The 14,664-nt window shown below is 36.1% G+C and carries 19 protein-coding genes and 1 riboswitch; of the genes, 1 reads left to right on the top strand and 18 read right to left on the bottom strand.

Features of this window, described 5'->3' with window-relative positions; genetic code table 11:
* Positions 1-28: 28 nt before the first annotated feature.
* The 10 genes from BUB05_RS14645 to BUB05_RS14600 form a co-directional block, all read right to left on the bottom strand.
* A complete protein-coding gene (locus BUB05_RS14645; RefSeq protein WP_073050369.1) occupies positions 29-610 on the bottom strand; it encodes a HutD/Ves family protein in 582 nt (193 codons plus the stop codon).
* Between the two features lie 66 nt (positions 611-676).
* The gene (truA, locus tag BUB05_RS14640; protein ID WP_073050368.1) at positions 677-1,417 is read right to left on the bottom strand and encodes a tRNA pseudouridine(38-40) synthase TruA; all 741 of its coding nucleotides are present in this window, start codon (positions 1,415-1,417) and stop codon (positions 677-679) included.
* Between the two features lie 25 nt (positions 1,418-1,442).
* Entirely contained in the window at positions 1,443-2,111 is a 669-nt protein-coding gene (locus tag BUB05_RS14635) for an NAD(P)H-hydrate epimerase (protein WP_073050367.1), read from the bottom strand.
* Positions 2,112-2,128: 17 nt separating this feature from the next.
* A complete protein-coding gene (locus tag BUB05_RS14630; protein ID WP_073050366.1) occupies positions 2,129-3,283 on the bottom strand; it encodes a radical SAM protein in 1,155 nt (384 codons plus the stop codon).
* A 211-nt stretch (positions 3,284-3,494) separates the two neighbouring features.
* Positions 3,495-4,871: an alanine/glycine:cation symporter family protein gene (locus BUB05_RS14625; RefSeq protein ID WP_073050365.1), complete on the bottom strand. Its 1,377-nt coding sequence runs from the start codon at positions 4,869-4,871 to the stop codon at positions 3,495-3,497.
* A gap of 236 nt (positions 4,872-5,107) precedes the next feature.
* Positions 5,108-5,198: riboswitch (glycine riboswitch) on the bottom strand.
* A 184-nt stretch (positions 5,199-5,382) separates the two neighbouring features.
* Positions 5,383-5,874 carry a prolyl-tRNA synthetase associated domain-containing protein gene (locus BUB05_RS14620; protein WP_073050364.1) on the bottom strand — a complete coding sequence of 164 codons (492 nt, stop codon included), beginning with the start codon at positions 5,872-5,874 and terminating at the stop codon, positions 5,383-5,385.
* A gap of 109 nt (positions 5,875-5,983) precedes the next feature.
* Positions 5,984-6,454 carry an HAD family hydrolase gene (locus BUB05_RS14615; RefSeq protein WP_073050363.1) on the bottom strand — a complete coding sequence of 157 codons (471 nt, stop codon included), beginning with the start codon at positions 6,452-6,454 and terminating at the stop codon, positions 5,984-5,986.
* 37 nt (positions 6,455-6,491) lie between these two features.
* Complete coding sequence (locus tag BUB05_RS14610) at positions 6,492-7,037, bottom strand: putative immunity protein (protein WP_073050362.1); 546 nt, start codon at positions 7,035-7,037, stop codon at positions 6,492-6,494.
* A 188-nt stretch (positions 7,038-7,225) separates the two neighbouring features.
* Entirely contained in the window at positions 7,226-7,549 is a 324-nt protein-coding gene (locus tag BUB05_RS14605; protein WP_073050361.1) for a hypothetical protein, read from the bottom strand.
* A gap of 113 nt (positions 7,550-7,662) precedes the next feature.
* A complete protein-coding gene (locus BUB05_RS14600; protein ID WP_073050360.1) occupies positions 7,663-8,256 on the bottom strand; it encodes a hypothetical protein in 594 nt (197 codons plus the stop codon).
* Between the two features lie 340 nt (positions 8,257-8,596).
* Between BUB05_RS14600 and BUB05_RS14595 the strand changes: the two genes are divergently transcribed.
* A complete protein-coding gene (locus BUB05_RS14595) occupies positions 8,597-9,790 on the top strand; it encodes an IS110 family RNA-guided transposase (protein ID WP_073050359.1) in 1,194 nt (397 codons plus the stop codon).
* 190 nt (positions 9,791-9,980) lie between these two features.
* On the opposite strand, the gene BUB05_RS14590 is transcribed toward BUB05_RS14595, so the two are convergent.
* The 8 genes from BUB05_RS14590 to BUB05_RS18740 form a co-directional block, all read right to left on the bottom strand.
* Complete coding sequence (locus tag BUB05_RS14590) at positions 9,981-10,556, bottom strand: hypothetical protein (protein ID WP_073050358.1); 576 nt, start codon at positions 10,554-10,556, stop codon at positions 9,981-9,983.
* A 263-nt stretch (positions 10,557-10,819) separates the two neighbouring features.
* Positions 10,820-11,137, bottom strand: a complete 318-nt coding sequence (locus tag BUB05_RS14585; RefSeq protein WP_073050357.1) for a hypothetical protein — start codon at positions 11,135-11,137, stop codon at positions 10,820-10,822.
* 73 nt (positions 11,138-11,210) lie between these two features.
* Entirely contained in the window at positions 11,211-11,627 is a 417-nt protein-coding gene (locus BUB05_RS14580; protein WP_073050356.1) for a hypothetical protein, read from the bottom strand.
* 14 nt (positions 11,628-11,641) lie between these two features.
* Positions 11,642-12,259, bottom strand: coding sequence for a YdcF family protein (locus tag BUB05_RS14575; protein WP_245819909.1), 618 nt, complete (start codon positions 12,257-12,259; stop codon positions 11,642-11,644).
* Positions 12,220-12,702 (bottom strand): hypothetical protein, encoded by a 483-nt coding sequence (locus BUB05_RS14570; RefSeq protein ID WP_245819907.1) that lies wholly within the window; start codon positions 12,700-12,702, stop codon positions 12,220-12,222. Before BUB05_RS14570 ends, BUB05_RS14575 begins: the two co-directional genes overlap by 40 nt.
* Before the next feature lie 344 nt (positions 12,703-13,046).
* Positions 13,047-13,604: a hypothetical protein gene (locus BUB05_RS14565; protein WP_073050355.1), complete on the bottom strand. Its 558-nt coding sequence runs from the start codon at positions 13,602-13,604 to the stop codon at positions 13,047-13,049.
* 210 nt (positions 13,605-13,814) lie between these two features.
* Positions 13,815-14,129, bottom strand: a complete 315-nt coding sequence (locus BUB05_RS14560) for a hypothetical protein (protein WP_073050354.1) — start codon at positions 14,127-14,129, stop codon at positions 13,815-13,817.
* Between the two features lie 197 nt (positions 14,130-14,326).
* On the bottom strand, positions 14,327-14,664 hold a 338-nt coding region (locus tag BUB05_RS18740; RefSeq protein WP_175548575.1), incomplete at its 5' end, for a hypothetical protein.

Raw genomic sequence — 14,664 nt, 5'->3', positions numbered from 1 at the left:
TTCTCTCTCCTTTAGATTAAGGAAGTCGTTATTTATTATATGTGATTTTTACATTTATGCAGGTTGCATTTCCAGTTCCTTTTATTTCAGCTGCACAATCATCATAGGGAACTTCGGCAATGAGGGTATCTCCTTGTTCAAGAGCAAGACTTGTCCTGTTGATTTCAAGCTCCATTTCACCCTCACTGCAGAAAAATATGTTTGTCCCATTGACAAGGGGAATTTCATCCATTACATCACCCATATTTATTATATCAGCCTTTGCACTGCAGCCTTCCCTGGTCATGACATTAAAATCCGTAACCTTTCCTTCACTGGTGGTCTCCCAGCTGCCGCTGAAAAAATCAATAGAGTATTTCTTCATCTCTTTGCTGTGGTGACCCTTGTGTTCCAGCCTAAGCTCTCCGTCCAGGATAATGAGTATCCTTTCCACTCCGGGAAGGGGGGTAAACTCTGACTTTTCTGCTTCAACCCTGGCAGAACTGATTCTCCACAAAAAATCCAGTTTCTTGTACTCTGCATCCTCAGGATATATTGCTATCTGCGTAGTCGTGCCTCCCGACCATTTATTGACAACCAGTTCTTCTTTCCTAATAACATTCAGCTTCATATTTATCCTCCTAGTATTTCATCTATAATTCATTATATACCAAATACTCGAAAAAACGTCGAATCGCTAATATTCCACACTTTCAAGAAAAAGTCCGTGAGCCGGAGCCATATACGGGATTGCAGCCCTGTCTTTTTCCTCAAGTATCCTTCGCACTTCCTCAAAGGTCATGTTGCCAAGTCCTGCTTCCACAAGGACGCCAACTATCTTCCTGACCATGTTGTGAAGGAATCCGTCGGCTTCTATCCTAATATATAAGATGCCCTTTTCTTCACTTATGTCCAAAGACTTTACATTTCTGACCATAGATTTCTTCTTTGACTTAACAGTTGTGAATGCGGTAAAATCATGACTTCCTGAAAAAACCTCTGCTACTTTTCTCATCTTTTCGACATCAAGCTTTCTTGTTATATGCCACTGATACTTTCTATTGAATATATCGTTAAAACCATTATTGTTTATGACATATCTGTAAGCCTTGGATTTGACGCTGTATCTTCCGTGGAAATCACTGCTTTCCAATAATATATTCCTAATCTGAATATCTTCCGGAAGATACTTCTGGAAACACTTCAACATTTCTTCCCTGTCCACTTTTTCACAGGTTTCGAAACTGGCAGTCTGACACAGCGCGTGAACCCCAGCATCGGTCCTTCCAGATCCGTCTATTTCCATATTTCTTTCCAAATACCTGGACAATACCCCTTCGATTTTCCCCTGTATTGTCATGTCAGTATTTCCAAGCCGCTGCCACCCCTGATACCTTGTGCCGTCGTATGCTATTTCCATCTTGTATCTGAATTTCATACCATTTTCCTTCCATATAATGTCATTATATACTACCAAGAGCCTTTTTCACAGTGATATCTGAAACGCCAATATTCTCAACAATCACTTTCCCTGTATATTCTTCCATGTTTGCGAAACCCTTTTTCCTTCCTATGAAGGATACCGTCATGTTCGCTTTGACACAGTTGGTCAGAATCCTTCCTGTATCCGAATTCATGCCTGAAGGAACATCAATGCTGACGATTTCCCCGGACTTGTCGTTTATGGCATCCAATACTGTTGAATACAGGCTGTTCAGTTCCCTCTTCAATCCAATTCCGAAAATTGAATCTACAGTCATCTGGCTTTTCCCCATGGATATTTCAAGATCGCCTATGTCTTCCGGTGACTCAATGACCCTTATCTCCATATCCATGTTCTTGAGAATCTCATATTGTTTTCTGCAGGCAGGAGACATTTTCTCAATCCTGCCGATTATATATATTTCTGTTTCAATGCCCTCGGCACTAAGCAAACGGGATAGGGCTAGACCGTCCCCACCATTGTTTCCAGTACCGCAAACAATGGTAATTGCAGTAATGTTTTCAGTATCAATGTTTTTCAAGACACTCAGGGCTGCACTTTCCATTAGTATCATTTCAGGAATCCCCAATACTTCTACACAGTATCTGTCAATTTTTCTTATATCCGCCGATAGTATTTCTATCTTCACCGAATCCCTCCCGTATCCTATATGAATCGTTTTATTAGACTGTCCGTTACTGCATCAATATTTCCAAGATTAATATTATTCTTTTCGATCACTTCCATTATCCGTTTCCTTTTGGACTCGTTTTCAACATGGAAGAGCCTGTTCATGATCCCCATCCTTCTTCCTATCCTGTAGATCATCTGATCTTCCTTGCTGAAGGACAGAAACTTTTCCAAGGCTTCGACCATTTTCTCCTTGTCCTCGGGCAGCTTTCCTTCAACTTCCGTTACAAGATTGAGTATGTGGTCGCTTTTTACCGTACTGGTTATTCCCTCAAGGTTCCTGATGAAAATAAGCAGTTCCCTTACCATGTCCACATCCGTAGTTCTCTTGAAAACTCCATTTTCATAATCCTCGTGGAGAAGAGTCTTTTCAGGTACGGCAAGAGTCCTTATCCTTATAAAGTCGGGGTTTATCTGGTTCAATGCATCTGCAGATTCAATTGCATTCTCTTCCAGATATTCCAGACCCCCGAGTCCCGGCATGTAGTATTCTGAAAGCTCAATTCCCGATCTCATCACCTTTTGGCCTGCCGTAACATGCTGCTCCTTTACAACTCCCTTTTCAACCAGCTCCAGAACCTTGTCACAACCGCTTTCCATACCTATGTGAATTCTGTTGAGGCCTGCTTCCGCTATTCTCTTCAGATCATCTTCATTCATCCTTGCTATGGTGTGGGACCTTGCATAGGTTGTTATCCTCTCAATATCGGGAAAAACCGCTCTAAGGTAATTCAATATTTCAACCATGTCGTCGGCTTTTATTACCATGCTGTTTGCATCCTGTATGAATACTGACTTCATTCCGCTCCTCATCCACATGAGAGCCGACTGATATGCCCACATTCCGCTTTCACCAAGCTTGTCGGTAAACTCGCTCATTTTCCTGTCCCGATCATCGGTCATTGATTCTTTATAGTCATTTATCGTATCTACACATTCTTTCACCAGATCAATATCCTTTATTACGTGCTCCTTTGGCCTTACACTGAAACTTTTGCCCTTGTACAAGCCACAAAACCTGCACTTGTTCCATGGACAGTTCCTTGTAACCCTTATGAGAAGGCTTTCCGCCTCACTTGGCGGTCTGATGGGTCCTACTTCGAATCCCGTATATTCAATATTTTTAGTCATTAAATTCTCCCTTAAGTATATTACAAATTATCCACTACAATGTTACCATTAATGGTCTGTTAAATTCAAGATATTTGCACATTTCAACCGTACTTTTTAACCTTGAAATCCACAGTAAAAGCCGAAGATTTCTCTCCGGCTTCATAACACGAATATATTGATTTATATCATATCTTTTGCTGCATAATTATCAATCATAAATTGCAACGCTTTATGCAGAAATCTTTTTCCTTGAATTCTCGGTGCCAAGTTCTTCAAAATATTTTTTGGTTTCATAGATAATAACGCCACTTAGTCCAAGTATTCCTATAAGGTTTGGAATAGCCATCAGTCCGTTTACTATATCCGCTATTACCCATATAAGATCCAGCTTCAAAAACGCTCCCGATGCAACCAGCACTATGTATATCATTCTATAGGGCTTGATTCCCTTTACACCCAAAAGATACTCTGTGCATCTTTCACCGTAATAGTTCCAGCCAAGTATTGTAGTGAAGGCGAAGAATATGAGCCCTACGGTAACAATAAGCTGTCCTATCTGCGGTAAAGGAAGCCCCTGACTGAATGCCATTGTAGTCATCTCAGCTCCTGCAGAATCCGAAGTCCATGCTCCTGTCAAAACAAGAGTTACACCGGTCATGGTACAGATGATTATTGTATCAAAAAATGTTCCCGTCATGGATATGAGACCCTGCTTCACACACGAGTCTGTCTTTGCCGCAGCCGCTGCAATCGGAGCCGATCCAAGTCCCGATTCGTTAGAGAAAACACCCCTTGCCACACCGCTTTGAATGGATTTCATCACAGTAGTACCTAGAAATCCTCCCATAGCAGCCGTTGGTGTAAAAGCGCTTTTGACTATTAAAGCCAGCGTCCCAGGTACAAGACTGTAGTTGTAAACCAGTATTGTAAGTGATCCTATTATATAGAGGGTTGCCATGAAGGGTACAATGAATTCACAAACCTTTGATATGCTCTTTATTCCTCCAAGAGTAACAAGTGCCACCAATACCGTCAGTACAACAGCACTGACCATTATTGGCACATTGAATGTAATATTTACGGCACTGGCTATTGCATTAACCTGCGGGAATGTACCAATTCCAAAAAATGCCACCCCTATGCCGAATATTGCAAACATCTTTGCAAGAGTCTTGTTTCCAAGCCCTTTTTCTATATAATACATTGGTCCGCCTGACATCTGTCCATTATCGTCAACCACCCTGTACTTGACGGCCAGGAGGGCTTCAGCATATTTTGTAGCCATTCCGAAGAATGCAGCCATCCACATCCAGAACAATGCTCCAGGACCTCCGGCCTTTATTGCAGTAGCAACTCCTACTATATTTCCAGTTCCAATAGTTGCAGCCAGAGCCGTACAAAGTGCAGCAAAACTGCTCACATCTCCGTCTGCAGCCGAATCCTTGTCCCTTGAAAACAGATATTTCAGTGCCAGAGGCAGCTTGATTACCTGAATAAGTCCAAGTCTTACAGTCAGGTAGATACCCGTGCCAACCAACAATATTAGTAGAGGCGGTCCCCAAACAAATGAGTCGATTTTTCCCATGATGCTTAAAATACTTTCCATAATAATTCCATGTCCTTTCAAATTGATTTTTCTTCAGATCAACCTCTAAATAGATTAATCATGAGTTTTGGCGAGTTCTCGAATTCCAGGTACGTCAATCAACCTTATTAATCAAGATTGACATTCCGAGTGAGCAGGTAATCAAAACTTGTGATTTTCACATATTAATAGTCCAGACATAGAAAAAGGCCGAATCTTATGATTCAGCCTCCATTATACAAAAATATATCCTTGTGAATATATCCCCTGTCCTTTTACCTGAGAGTTTAGCCGCAGTCGCGGTTTTCCCCTTCGGTGCTCACAATGAGTCTCTCCAGAGGCCCGTCCGATACAGGTCGTTTATCTTCCTGCACCATCATCCGAACACTATTTATTTGTAACTACTTTCCTATACAAAGGTTATTATAGCACTATTTTTTTGTTTGTAAAGAAATATTTGATTATTTTTAATATTCTCTATCATTTGCTGTTTTCAGTGTTTACAGCTGTATTTACACCCCGGCATTTCAACTTATAAAATGATTTCATTTATTTCATTTCCGCAGTTTTCAAGAAACCTGTTGAAATCATCAATGGCAAGATTCAAAGTGGCAGTATTTACATTGGGGTGGAAATTCACATATTCACTTTCCAATACGTCCTTATCTATATAAACCTGAACATCATTTTCCATATCATTGATCAGTCCGAACACCGATACTGCTCCAGGTGTTACTCCAAGATACTTCATCATCCTCTGTTCAGATGCGAAACTCAGGTTGGATTCTCCAACTTTTAATCCAATATTCTTAATATTGACTTCCTTCCTTTCATCAAAAATTACAAGATAATGCCTCTTGCCCTTTTTGTTTCTGAAGAACAGATTTTTGCAATGCATGCCCTTCATGTCTCCCGTGAACTCGGCAGCCCCTTCGCAAGTGTAGACAGGAGGATGCTCTCTCTTCTCATACTTTATTCCAAGATTCTCTAAATACTCATAAACGATGTTTTCTCTATTTTCCATATTCTTCTCCAATCTCCTTAATTATTTTTTATTTAAAGTTTAATTTTGGCAAGATGTTATATGTATGCAACTGATTATAATACCGCAATAACTTTAGCATTTAAGCATATTAACTTCTCAGCGTGGCTTTGATCTTAATTGGATCTTCAACCAATGATAATGCATCAAGAATATTAGTCACCACAATATCTGCGTTCGCTAATGCTTTAAAAGAACAGCCTTCTCCACCCATAATAGCTATTGAAAGAACACTTTCTTTAAGCATGGCAGCATCATTATTTCCATTACCTACACTAATGGTCTTTTCTGAACCCAAATTTTTAACGAATTCGCATTTTTCCAGTGTACCATTATCACTTTTTAAAATGTGAACTTCAATACCTGTATTTTCAAATTCTTTTTTTACGGTACCATAGGTATCAGCTGTTAAGATATAAACGGTAACTTTTGATTTGATTTGTTGAAGCATTTCCATAACCCCGGGGATTACTTTTCCGTTGCAAGCAATGGTTCCATTGTAATCAAGAACGAGATTTTCAATGTTCAACTCATTTATACCCGGTATTTCAATTTTTATCATAATTCCTCCTATTTATTTAGCATCATCATCAACTATATCAATCCTTCATCATAAAATCCGCCCATTCGCACGGATAGTCCTTAAAATGATCTCGCCAATAATATATTCGTTCAATATATTGTTGCTTACGCTCCTCAACAACACTTTTGCATTCTGGTACACCATAGTGTCTTACTATAGCCGTTAACTCATAGATTGGAAATCCGATGGCATGCCCCTTTGAATGAACTACACCGCAAGCTTGCCCGATAGCATGGCACAAAGCTATATCTTCAAGAGATTCAATTTCCTTTGCCACTTTGTGGGCCTGTAAAATTGCTCGTTTTGCCACCGGCATTTTCACTTTCCCAGCTGCCCAATCTTTTGATAACAGTACAGCAGTTTTTAGTCGTTTTTCGTTCGGATAATGTTCAAATAACCTTTGAACCGCTTCATCGGCAAATTCAAATGCCCATAAAACCATTGTCCTATGAGTTTGTTCCTGAATCAATGCTGCCAAATCGGCTAAAAATTCACTGTTTTTGTCAAACAAAATCTGATTTTTTCTTTTTATTCTATTTTGCACTTCGTCAAGCCAATTCATTTACTTCTCTCCTCGTCGTCAGGTGAATTGAAAAATCACATGAAATGCATTTAACGTAAAACAATGGAATTCAATCCCTACATTCAATTCTTGTTAAACTTTTAAGTTGTAGGGTTCTACTGTTAACTCGATTCCCTCAACATATGCACATTCATATTACTTTAAATTGATATGTTGTCATCATTATACTAAACAGCTTTGATTTCATCGTTTTTTGAGAAAATCTTCTTTTCAAGACTATAGAAAATCATAGCAATTGAATAAAGGTATAAATCATTATTCATACCAATTAAATACATTTGGATTCCAACGCTTGCACCAATAATTAGAATCGCAATTAATACCTTTATCTTCCTTTGAATTTTAATATTATTTAAAATGTTTAAACAAAAAATACCTAAAGATGTTGCAATCATATGCGGAGTCTTATAAGTTCCTATTGTTAAATAGCTTAATATGTTTATGCTAAGCAAAATAAGAAACAACTTTTTTAATTCTTTATATTTTTTCATGAAATTCATCTCCTTCTTATTGCTAGAATACTCTCTTCCATTTACTCGCACAGATTTCAATTTATGTGGACGATAAAAACTCTTACAGCCATCTAATAGTTACCCGTAGCCTACTATTCATAACCTTTAAGTGGTTTTTCCTCTATATAACGTGGTGATATGCTATCTTCAATGCTTATTACTTCCTTACCGTCTCCTGAAATACCAATTATATTAAATTTAGAGCCTTGAAACTGATCCATGTATACAAGCCAAATGCGAAAATCGTTTACTTCGATAATTTTTGCTTCCCTTTCATAGTTTCTTTTTCCTTCTACAATCTTTACTTGTTTAATCGATGAATCAATCACGCCACAATATAAAGGTGGTGAGGCATTTTCTATAGCAGGCCAATAAGAATATGATATTCCTCGTTTATCTAGAACTCTCTGTATATCTCCCGACACACCACTATAAAGTATCTTAAATCTTCCAACTGTGCTTTTTTTTACAGTAGCTCTTGAAAAATCTCCCCACCCCGAATGATTATAAAAAACAACGATACCATCATCCATTTTTTCTTCATGTAAGATATTTATGCTTTGCGGATTTGAAGGAGATAATGCTTCTTCCATAGTGGCGTACCCATCGTTAAATTTAATCATCATCACTAAGATAAGTGATATAATTACAACTATTGGGATTATAATAATTGCTTTTTTAGCCATTTCAAAATTCTCCTTTCTCATATTCTAGATATTCTTACATCAATGAATCAAATAACACCTGCGATTTATTCAACGATATTAGGACCTAACTTTCAATTCGTAATATATAAGTAGAGGTTTTATAACCTTTACTTGTTTATTTATAATGAAGGTGATTGGCTAACGTAATTTTCAATTGGGACACCACGCCCGTCCACAAATTTGTTAGCCAACCTTCATTGTCCAGCGTTCGATTAAGCAAGTTGGGATGATCTTATCACTCCCGTTTAACTCACGAATATGAATGGATCTTGAAGAGTTGGAACTAATCAAAACTATTCAATATTAAGGAGGTACTATTTTGATTGCTGTTGGAATTGATATTTCTAAAAACAAAAGTACAGTTGCAATACTTAACAGTGATTGCAGCATTCGTGCTAAACCCTTTGATATGAGTCATAATCAAACAGAGATGAATGCATTTGTAAAATATCTGAAAAATTTAAGTGAACCACTTATCATCCTGATGGAGTATACAGGACATTACCACTACCCCGTTCTGAAAAAACTTCAAGACGAAGGATTTCAAGTTTGCCTCGTCAACCCATACCAAATGAAAAAGTTCGGAGATGTTGAAATTCATAAAACCAAAACTGATAAAAAGGATGCTATTCGCATTGCAACTTTCGCTCTAGAAAAATCATATATGCTAAAGCCCTACAGCTCTCTAGATCAGAAATACGAAGACTTAAAATTCCTTTCCAGGCAATACAACCAAAGAATATCATATCTTACAAAGGCAAAAGTACAGTTACTAAATCTCCTAGACGAAACTATGCCTGGGATTACCTCATTACTAAAGCTTTCAAGTCGACATCCAGAGCGATGTGCATTACTTCTCTTCATTAAACGATATGGTTCATATGATACCATTATAAAAATGGGCAAAAGAAGCTTTTTATCTACTTATGCGACACTTATGAAAAAGACCAAAGATCGCTATGCACCTAAAAAAGGCTTATCCATATTTGAGCTTGCTCATGACAGTATAACCACACGTGGTGATAATATTTATACCTTATCTGCTCAGGAACAATTAGTCGATTTAGTATCAGCTTCTCAGAATGCTGCGGACGAAGTAATCACTCAAATGCAGAATATAGCTGAAACTATACCGGAATACAAAATCTTACGAGCAATGTATGGTGTTGGTGATCGTCTTGGTCCGGTAATCTTGGCTGAAATCGGCGATATAAGAAGATTCCATAGCGGTAAAGCCTTGAATTCATTTGCAGGCAATGACGCTCCTCCATACCAATCTGGACAGTTTGTAAGCACAAATCGTCACATATCGAAACGTGGTAGTCCAATTTTAAGAAAAGCTTGCTACGAGGTTATGCAAACTCTTAAAGCATCCAAACCTCAAACTGATCCTATCTATCTTTTTATGGTCAAAAAGGAACAAGAAGGTAAACCCTTTAAAGTCGCCAAAATGGCAGGTGTTAACAAGTTCCTTAGAATTTATTATGCCCGTGCAATGGAGCTTTATCAGTAGATTCATTGTAATTCTATATTAGATTCAAAATCTACAAAACAGTAGGTCTTTTAAGGTCGTCCATTTTTCTACAAAATCATATCAACAATTCTTCAGAAACTGCTACTTTAGGGGTTGACAAACATTAGCAAGATTTGTAGGGGTGGTTAATGACTAAGAAATCATCAAACAGATACCAGTAATTTTTGAATCACATTTCAAGAGGATCAAATATCTCCACATATTCAACCAGCTCATTGTCAAATTGTACAAGGTCCATATCATTGATTTTAATATCCTTCTCATACATTCTTCTTTCGATATTAACCAAGATCCATTGATCATCTTCTAAAACATAAACATATCTTCTAGTTTCTGTCAGTTCAACCCCGATTTTATTGTTCTTATCAGGTACAATGGTCGCTTTCGTGTATATGTACTTAATATCCAGGTAATCATAAACATTAGATATTTCAACATCTATAGAATACGTTCCTCTTGTGTTAGCCCAAACAATTAAATCTTCTTCCGACAGCATTTCTATCTTCTCATTCGGTGATGGAAAATTCCTGTTCAGATTTTCTTCCATTTCTATTTTTCCAGCTAAATCCGTAATTGCTTGCTCATACTTTTCATAGTTTATTTTATAGTTTGAAAACTTATAATCCAAGGATTCAATAAGCTTAGTATTATCAATTAACCGATTATTGATATCATTCTTAGTACATCCAATTAGAGTTATAAGCAGAGATACAACCATCAAACCAATTAATATATTCCTTTTCATATCATTGCCTCCCTTAATAATAAATAGCATGCCATAAAATCTAAGTTGTGTAACCCTGCTGATACGATTTATTTATGTCAAGACGATTCTTCATCTATTTCGATAAATATAATACAAGCTTCTCTTTTCAAGGTAATCCCTAATCAATATGTTTACAACTATCTTCCATCATTGCACTTACTACCTTGTCATAGACTATTTCATAGTTCTCATTTATGAGATCATCAACATTTGATACAAACCACATCCCTTTTTCACATCAATCACTCCATTCCATCCAATAAAAACTCATTTCTGCCGTTAATTTGAATACTAATGCTGATACCACCTTCTTTCAAGTAGTCAACAGCATCAGAATAGTCTCCATTTTCAATTGACTCTTTATACTCATTAAGAAAATCAATTGTTATATCTTGACCATCATGTAATAATTTCGCCGATTTCGGACTTGCAATAATGGCTTGTACTATTTCTACATATCTATCATCACTGGGACTACTATCCTGAATCGAGACGGCATTAATCAATCCTGGTATTATTATAAAAATAACCACTATTAAAATTATATTCTTTTTATTCATGATACCTGCTCCTCCACTTTACTAAAAGCCTGTCTTCTATCCTTACCGCCTCATCACTTGTCTTTGCTGGGAATTAATATATGAGACCATCAACACTACTCCAAAACTTTTCTCCATCACTTACTTCAAACCATTGAATGCAGAATTCAGTAAGATTACTATTAGTAAAAATTGCCCCCAACGTTTCAAATTCTCCTATCTCCTGTACAAACCCTGTCAATATTTCTTGATTATCTTTATCAGGTTTTATTTTAATCTTTGAATATTCAACTCCATCAATTATTATCTTTCCATAGAATTCATCGGATTTATACAGCTTGTTTAACCTTGTTCCGATTAACTGTATGTTGATTTTTTCAGAAAAATCGGAATTATAATTTCTATACTTTATGCCTTCATAAGATACATTGTACTCAAGGGGAATGAATCCAACAAAGTATAGGGCTAATAACAACATCAAGACTACTATAATTTTCTTAATTCTTTTCATAGAAACACCCTCTACTAATAATAAAATCTGTACTTATAATAGCCTGCAAATTCTCTAATCATTGAATATATATCCCTAAGTTCATAGTACTGCGAATGTGCCGAATAAGCCTCTTCAAATCCTACTTTTGAAAACGCCAATTTACAACGTGATATATGGTAAAACTGAGTAATAATCATTACTGAATCAAACTCATATTCATCCATCATACTTCTTGTATTTTCCGCAGTTAACATAGTATTATTTCCTTTACTGTCAACTAGAATGTATTCTTCAGCAATTCCTTCATTGACGAGGTATTCTTTCATTACAGCAGCTTCATCAAAACCTTCCTTACCTACACCACCACTTACTATTATGTAATCAAAGAAATTCTTTTCATATAATTCAATAGCCTTGTCAAGCCTACTCTTTAAGCGGTTTGACGGCTCACCATTCTCTTCTATCTTGTTGCCTAATACTACTGCCACATCAACATATCCAAGTTCATCATTTAATCCATCAATTGTTATAACCAAAATATGTATCATAAACCATATAATCGTAAGAATTAATATACGTAAGGCAACCTTTCTTATACTTCCTTTTTTTGTCAACTTATCCATTTCTCCTGTACGCTTTTTAACTTCCATGTTCCTCCATCGTTAATCAAGTCACATATTATACCTACAGCACCTAATCCAGCTTTATATTTTGAGACCTCTAACTCTGCCTTCTTATTAGTAAGCTTATTAACATTCTCTACTCTCAACAGAACGCCATCCAAATAGTCATTATTAATGACCATACCTTTTCCCCTTAAAGAATCAAAAGATTCATCCAGGACATCAACCCCATATTTATCGAAATATGTCATCACTTCTTCAATATCTTCCTCTGTTGCGCCTTCTAATGTCGCAGTATCAATGGCAATGTATTTCATGTCATGGTTCAATCCCTCACTTACTGAAATGACGGAATCAAGTGCAATGGAATATATTGTTACATAGTCTACTTCTTCTTGAGTGCTAGTGCATGAACTAGCAACAATCATCAAAAGTAATATCATTATAGCAATTTTATATTTTCTAATCATTTACTTCCTCCTGTCGGTTTCTAGCACTGATTCCTTTCATTACTCCAACAATTATTGTTAACACTGATGCAATTTGGGAGATATTCTCCCCTTTCTCATAAAAGCGATATCTGATATCATGTATTTGATCCATTGTAAGCAATCTCCTTTCCTCCTTGCATTCTTTGGTCAGATACAAGGATATGGTGTTTGGTTTTTGCCTGCAATGGATTTTTGCAATACTATGGAATTTCCACTTGCAACTTTATGGAATTTACTTTTGCAACTTTCTGTACTTTTATCTTACACTAAACATATAGTATCTTTGATATCATTGGTGTGAATAAATTCAATATTAATCTACATTACAAAATAGGTGCATATACCTCATCTACATAAGGCTTATAGTTGACTTCTACCAATCTAACTTCATCGATAGTCTGTCCTTTACATCTTAATTTAAGCTTTAATAGAAAATCTTCATTCCCTTCAAAATCAAAGTTAAAAGAATCCTCAAACTGATAGAAACTTATACTATCGGTTTCCTCGCTATATTTTATGTGATTATCTCTTTTTTCTACATCATAAACACTTAAAGGCTCAGATAAATCACTACTAAACTTATAATTTACTTCAGTAGATGATACAATATCTATGTTTTCAATGTAAACACTATTGATTTCATTATCCTCTACTTCTACAGATAAGAATAAACTATAGGGACCTTTTGTAATTTCCTCGTTTATCCATCTTAACTTCAGATTTAGTAACTCATCATTATAAGTGTAAACAATATCATTGTCATTATTCTCTGCAACATAATTATAATAGCGAACTAAATTATTTTTCTTTGTTATAATAAGTAAAATACTTAAAACTATAAAAATAGCAGCTACAACAAATCTCATTCTATTTCTATTCATTTATCGTCTCCATAATTTGCAAACTCATGAAAATTTTTTACCTGATTTCAGGAATACAAATACTCAATAGTTATTTCATAGAACAGGTATCAATAAATATCCGTTTCGCTGCTCCATATGTTTGGAGTGGTCAGTCACAAGTAATTTACAAAAAACCCGTAACATTCTACTTAGGTTGAATTTGAAATCCTAATGTTAACTCAATATTCCTTAACGAACTGCAGTATTGATTAAACGCAGCAGCACCAGTATAACTGCAATAATGATAATCATCCGTTGCTTGCTGTTTCCCGATCTAAAATCATTAATTAATGGCATATATGCTCCTACTAATGCCCATCTAAGGAAAGCAATTACTCCATAGTATATCAGCGAAGTAATTGTAACTCCAATTATTAACACAAATACATTTGTTATAGATATTTCAGGAGATCCATACTCTAAACTAGTATTATAACCTAAAACAAACCAAGTTGTTATTGCCAAAACTATTGAAAAAATGATATTTTGACCTTGTTTACCCATTCTACCTCCCTAAAATAATGAATAGTTATCCTGTCATGCCTTAATCAGATAATTAATTTTAATGAGTATTCTGCTACATGAAATTTCAATTTGTCAATGAGTTTCATTTACTTCTTTTTCCCACCTGGCAACTATCCTAAGCTAGAGGGATACACTTATACGCTTACATTTGACCCTATGCTATAACAACTTGAATTTCATTTAAGTTTAACATCGAAATCAATACTATAATACCCCTCTTTTTCTTTAATTGAACCTGTATAAATCAAGCTATACATACCCAGATTTTTATTGTATGTTCCTATTATTACAACGGGTTTCTCTTCAGTCCCACTATCTTCCTCATTATCAGGTCTCCAATATAAAACTACCTCTTCAAACGGTAATATAAACTCATCTCCAAGAATAGTCGTTTCACCTGAATCAGACCATGAAACAAATTGCCCACTATTACATGTAACAAGTAATCTTATATCGGAAATATCCATATCACTGTGAGGGTTTACTTCTATTGGTAAGCCTGGCACTGATGACA

Source organism: Dethiosulfatibacter aminovorans DSM 17477 (genome assembly GCF_900142005.1).
Taxonomy (GTDB): Bacteria; Bacillota; Clostridia; order Tissierellales; family Dethiosulfatibacteraceae; genus Dethiosulfatibacter; species Dethiosulfatibacter aminovorans.
The sequence above is the reverse complement of the archived record's forward strand: the minus strand, read 5'-3'. Positions and strand labels throughout refer to the sequence as shown.

What these genes read in the sequence shown, in the direction of transcription:
- BUB05_RS14645 (WP_073050369.1), bottom strand. Translation starts at nt 610, where the DNA reads ATGAAGCTGAATGTTATTAGGAAAGAAGAACTGGTTGTCAATAAATGG.
- truA (WP_073050368.1), bottom strand. Translation starts at nt 1,417, where the DNA reads ATGAAATTCAGATACAAGATGGAAATAGCATACGACGGCACAAGGTAT.
- BUB05_RS14630 (WP_073050366.1), bottom strand. Translation starts at nt 3,283, where the DNA reads ATGACTAAAAATATTGAATATACGGGATTCGAAGTAGGACCCATCAGA.
- BUB05_RS14625 (WP_073050365.1), bottom strand. Translation starts at nt 4,871, where the DNA reads ATGGAAAGTATTTTAAGCATCATGGGAAAAATCGACTCATTTGTTTGG.
- BUB05_RS14620 (WP_073050364.1), bottom strand. Translation starts at nt 5,874, where the DNA reads ATGGAAAATAGAGAAAACATCGTTTATGAGTATTTAGAGAATCTTGGA.
- BUB05_RS14615 (WP_073050363.1), bottom strand. Translation starts at nt 6,454, where the DNA reads ATGATAAAAATTGAAATACCGGGTATAAATGAGTTGAACATTGAAAAT.
- BUB05_RS14610 (WP_073050362.1), bottom strand. Translation starts at nt 7,037, where the DNA reads ATGAATTGGCTTGACGAAGTGCAAAATAGAATAAAAAGAAAAAATCAG.
- BUB05_RS14605 (WP_073050361.1), bottom strand. Translation starts at nt 7,549, where the DNA reads ATGAAAAAATATAAAGAATTAAAAAAGTTGTTTCTTATTTTGCTTAGC.
- BUB05_RS14600 (WP_073050360.1), bottom strand. Translation starts at nt 8,256, where the DNA reads ATGGCTAAAAAAGCAATTATTATAATCCCAATAGTTGTAATTATATCA.
- BUB05_RS14590 (WP_073050358.1), bottom strand. Translation starts at nt 10,556, where the DNA reads ATGAAAAGGAATATATTAATTGGTTTGATGGTTGTATCTCTGCTTATA.
- BUB05_RS14585 (WP_073050357.1), bottom strand. Translation starts at nt 11,137, where the DNA reads ATGAATAAAAAGAATATAATTTTAATAGTGGTTATTTTTATAATAATA.
- BUB05_RS14580 (WP_073050356.1), bottom strand. Translation starts at nt 11,627, where the DNA reads ATGAAAAGAATTAAGAAAATTATAGTAGTCTTGATGTTGTTATTAGCC.
- BUB05_RS14575 (WP_245819909.1), bottom strand. Translation starts at nt 12,259, where the DNA reads ATGGAAGTTAAAAAGCGTACAGGAGAAATGGATAAGTTGACAAAAAAA.
- BUB05_RS14570 (WP_245819907.1), bottom strand. Translation starts at nt 12,702, where the DNA reads ATGATTAGAAAATATAAAATTGCTATAATGATATTACTTTTGATGATT.
- BUB05_RS14565 (WP_073050355.1), bottom strand. Translation starts at nt 13,604, where the DNA reads ATGAATAGAAATAGAATGAGATTTGTTGTAGCTGCTATTTTTATAGTT.
- BUB05_RS14560 (WP_073050354.1), bottom strand. Translation starts at nt 14,129, where the DNA reads ATGGGTAAACAAGGTCAAAATATCATTTTTTCAATAGTTTTGGCAATA.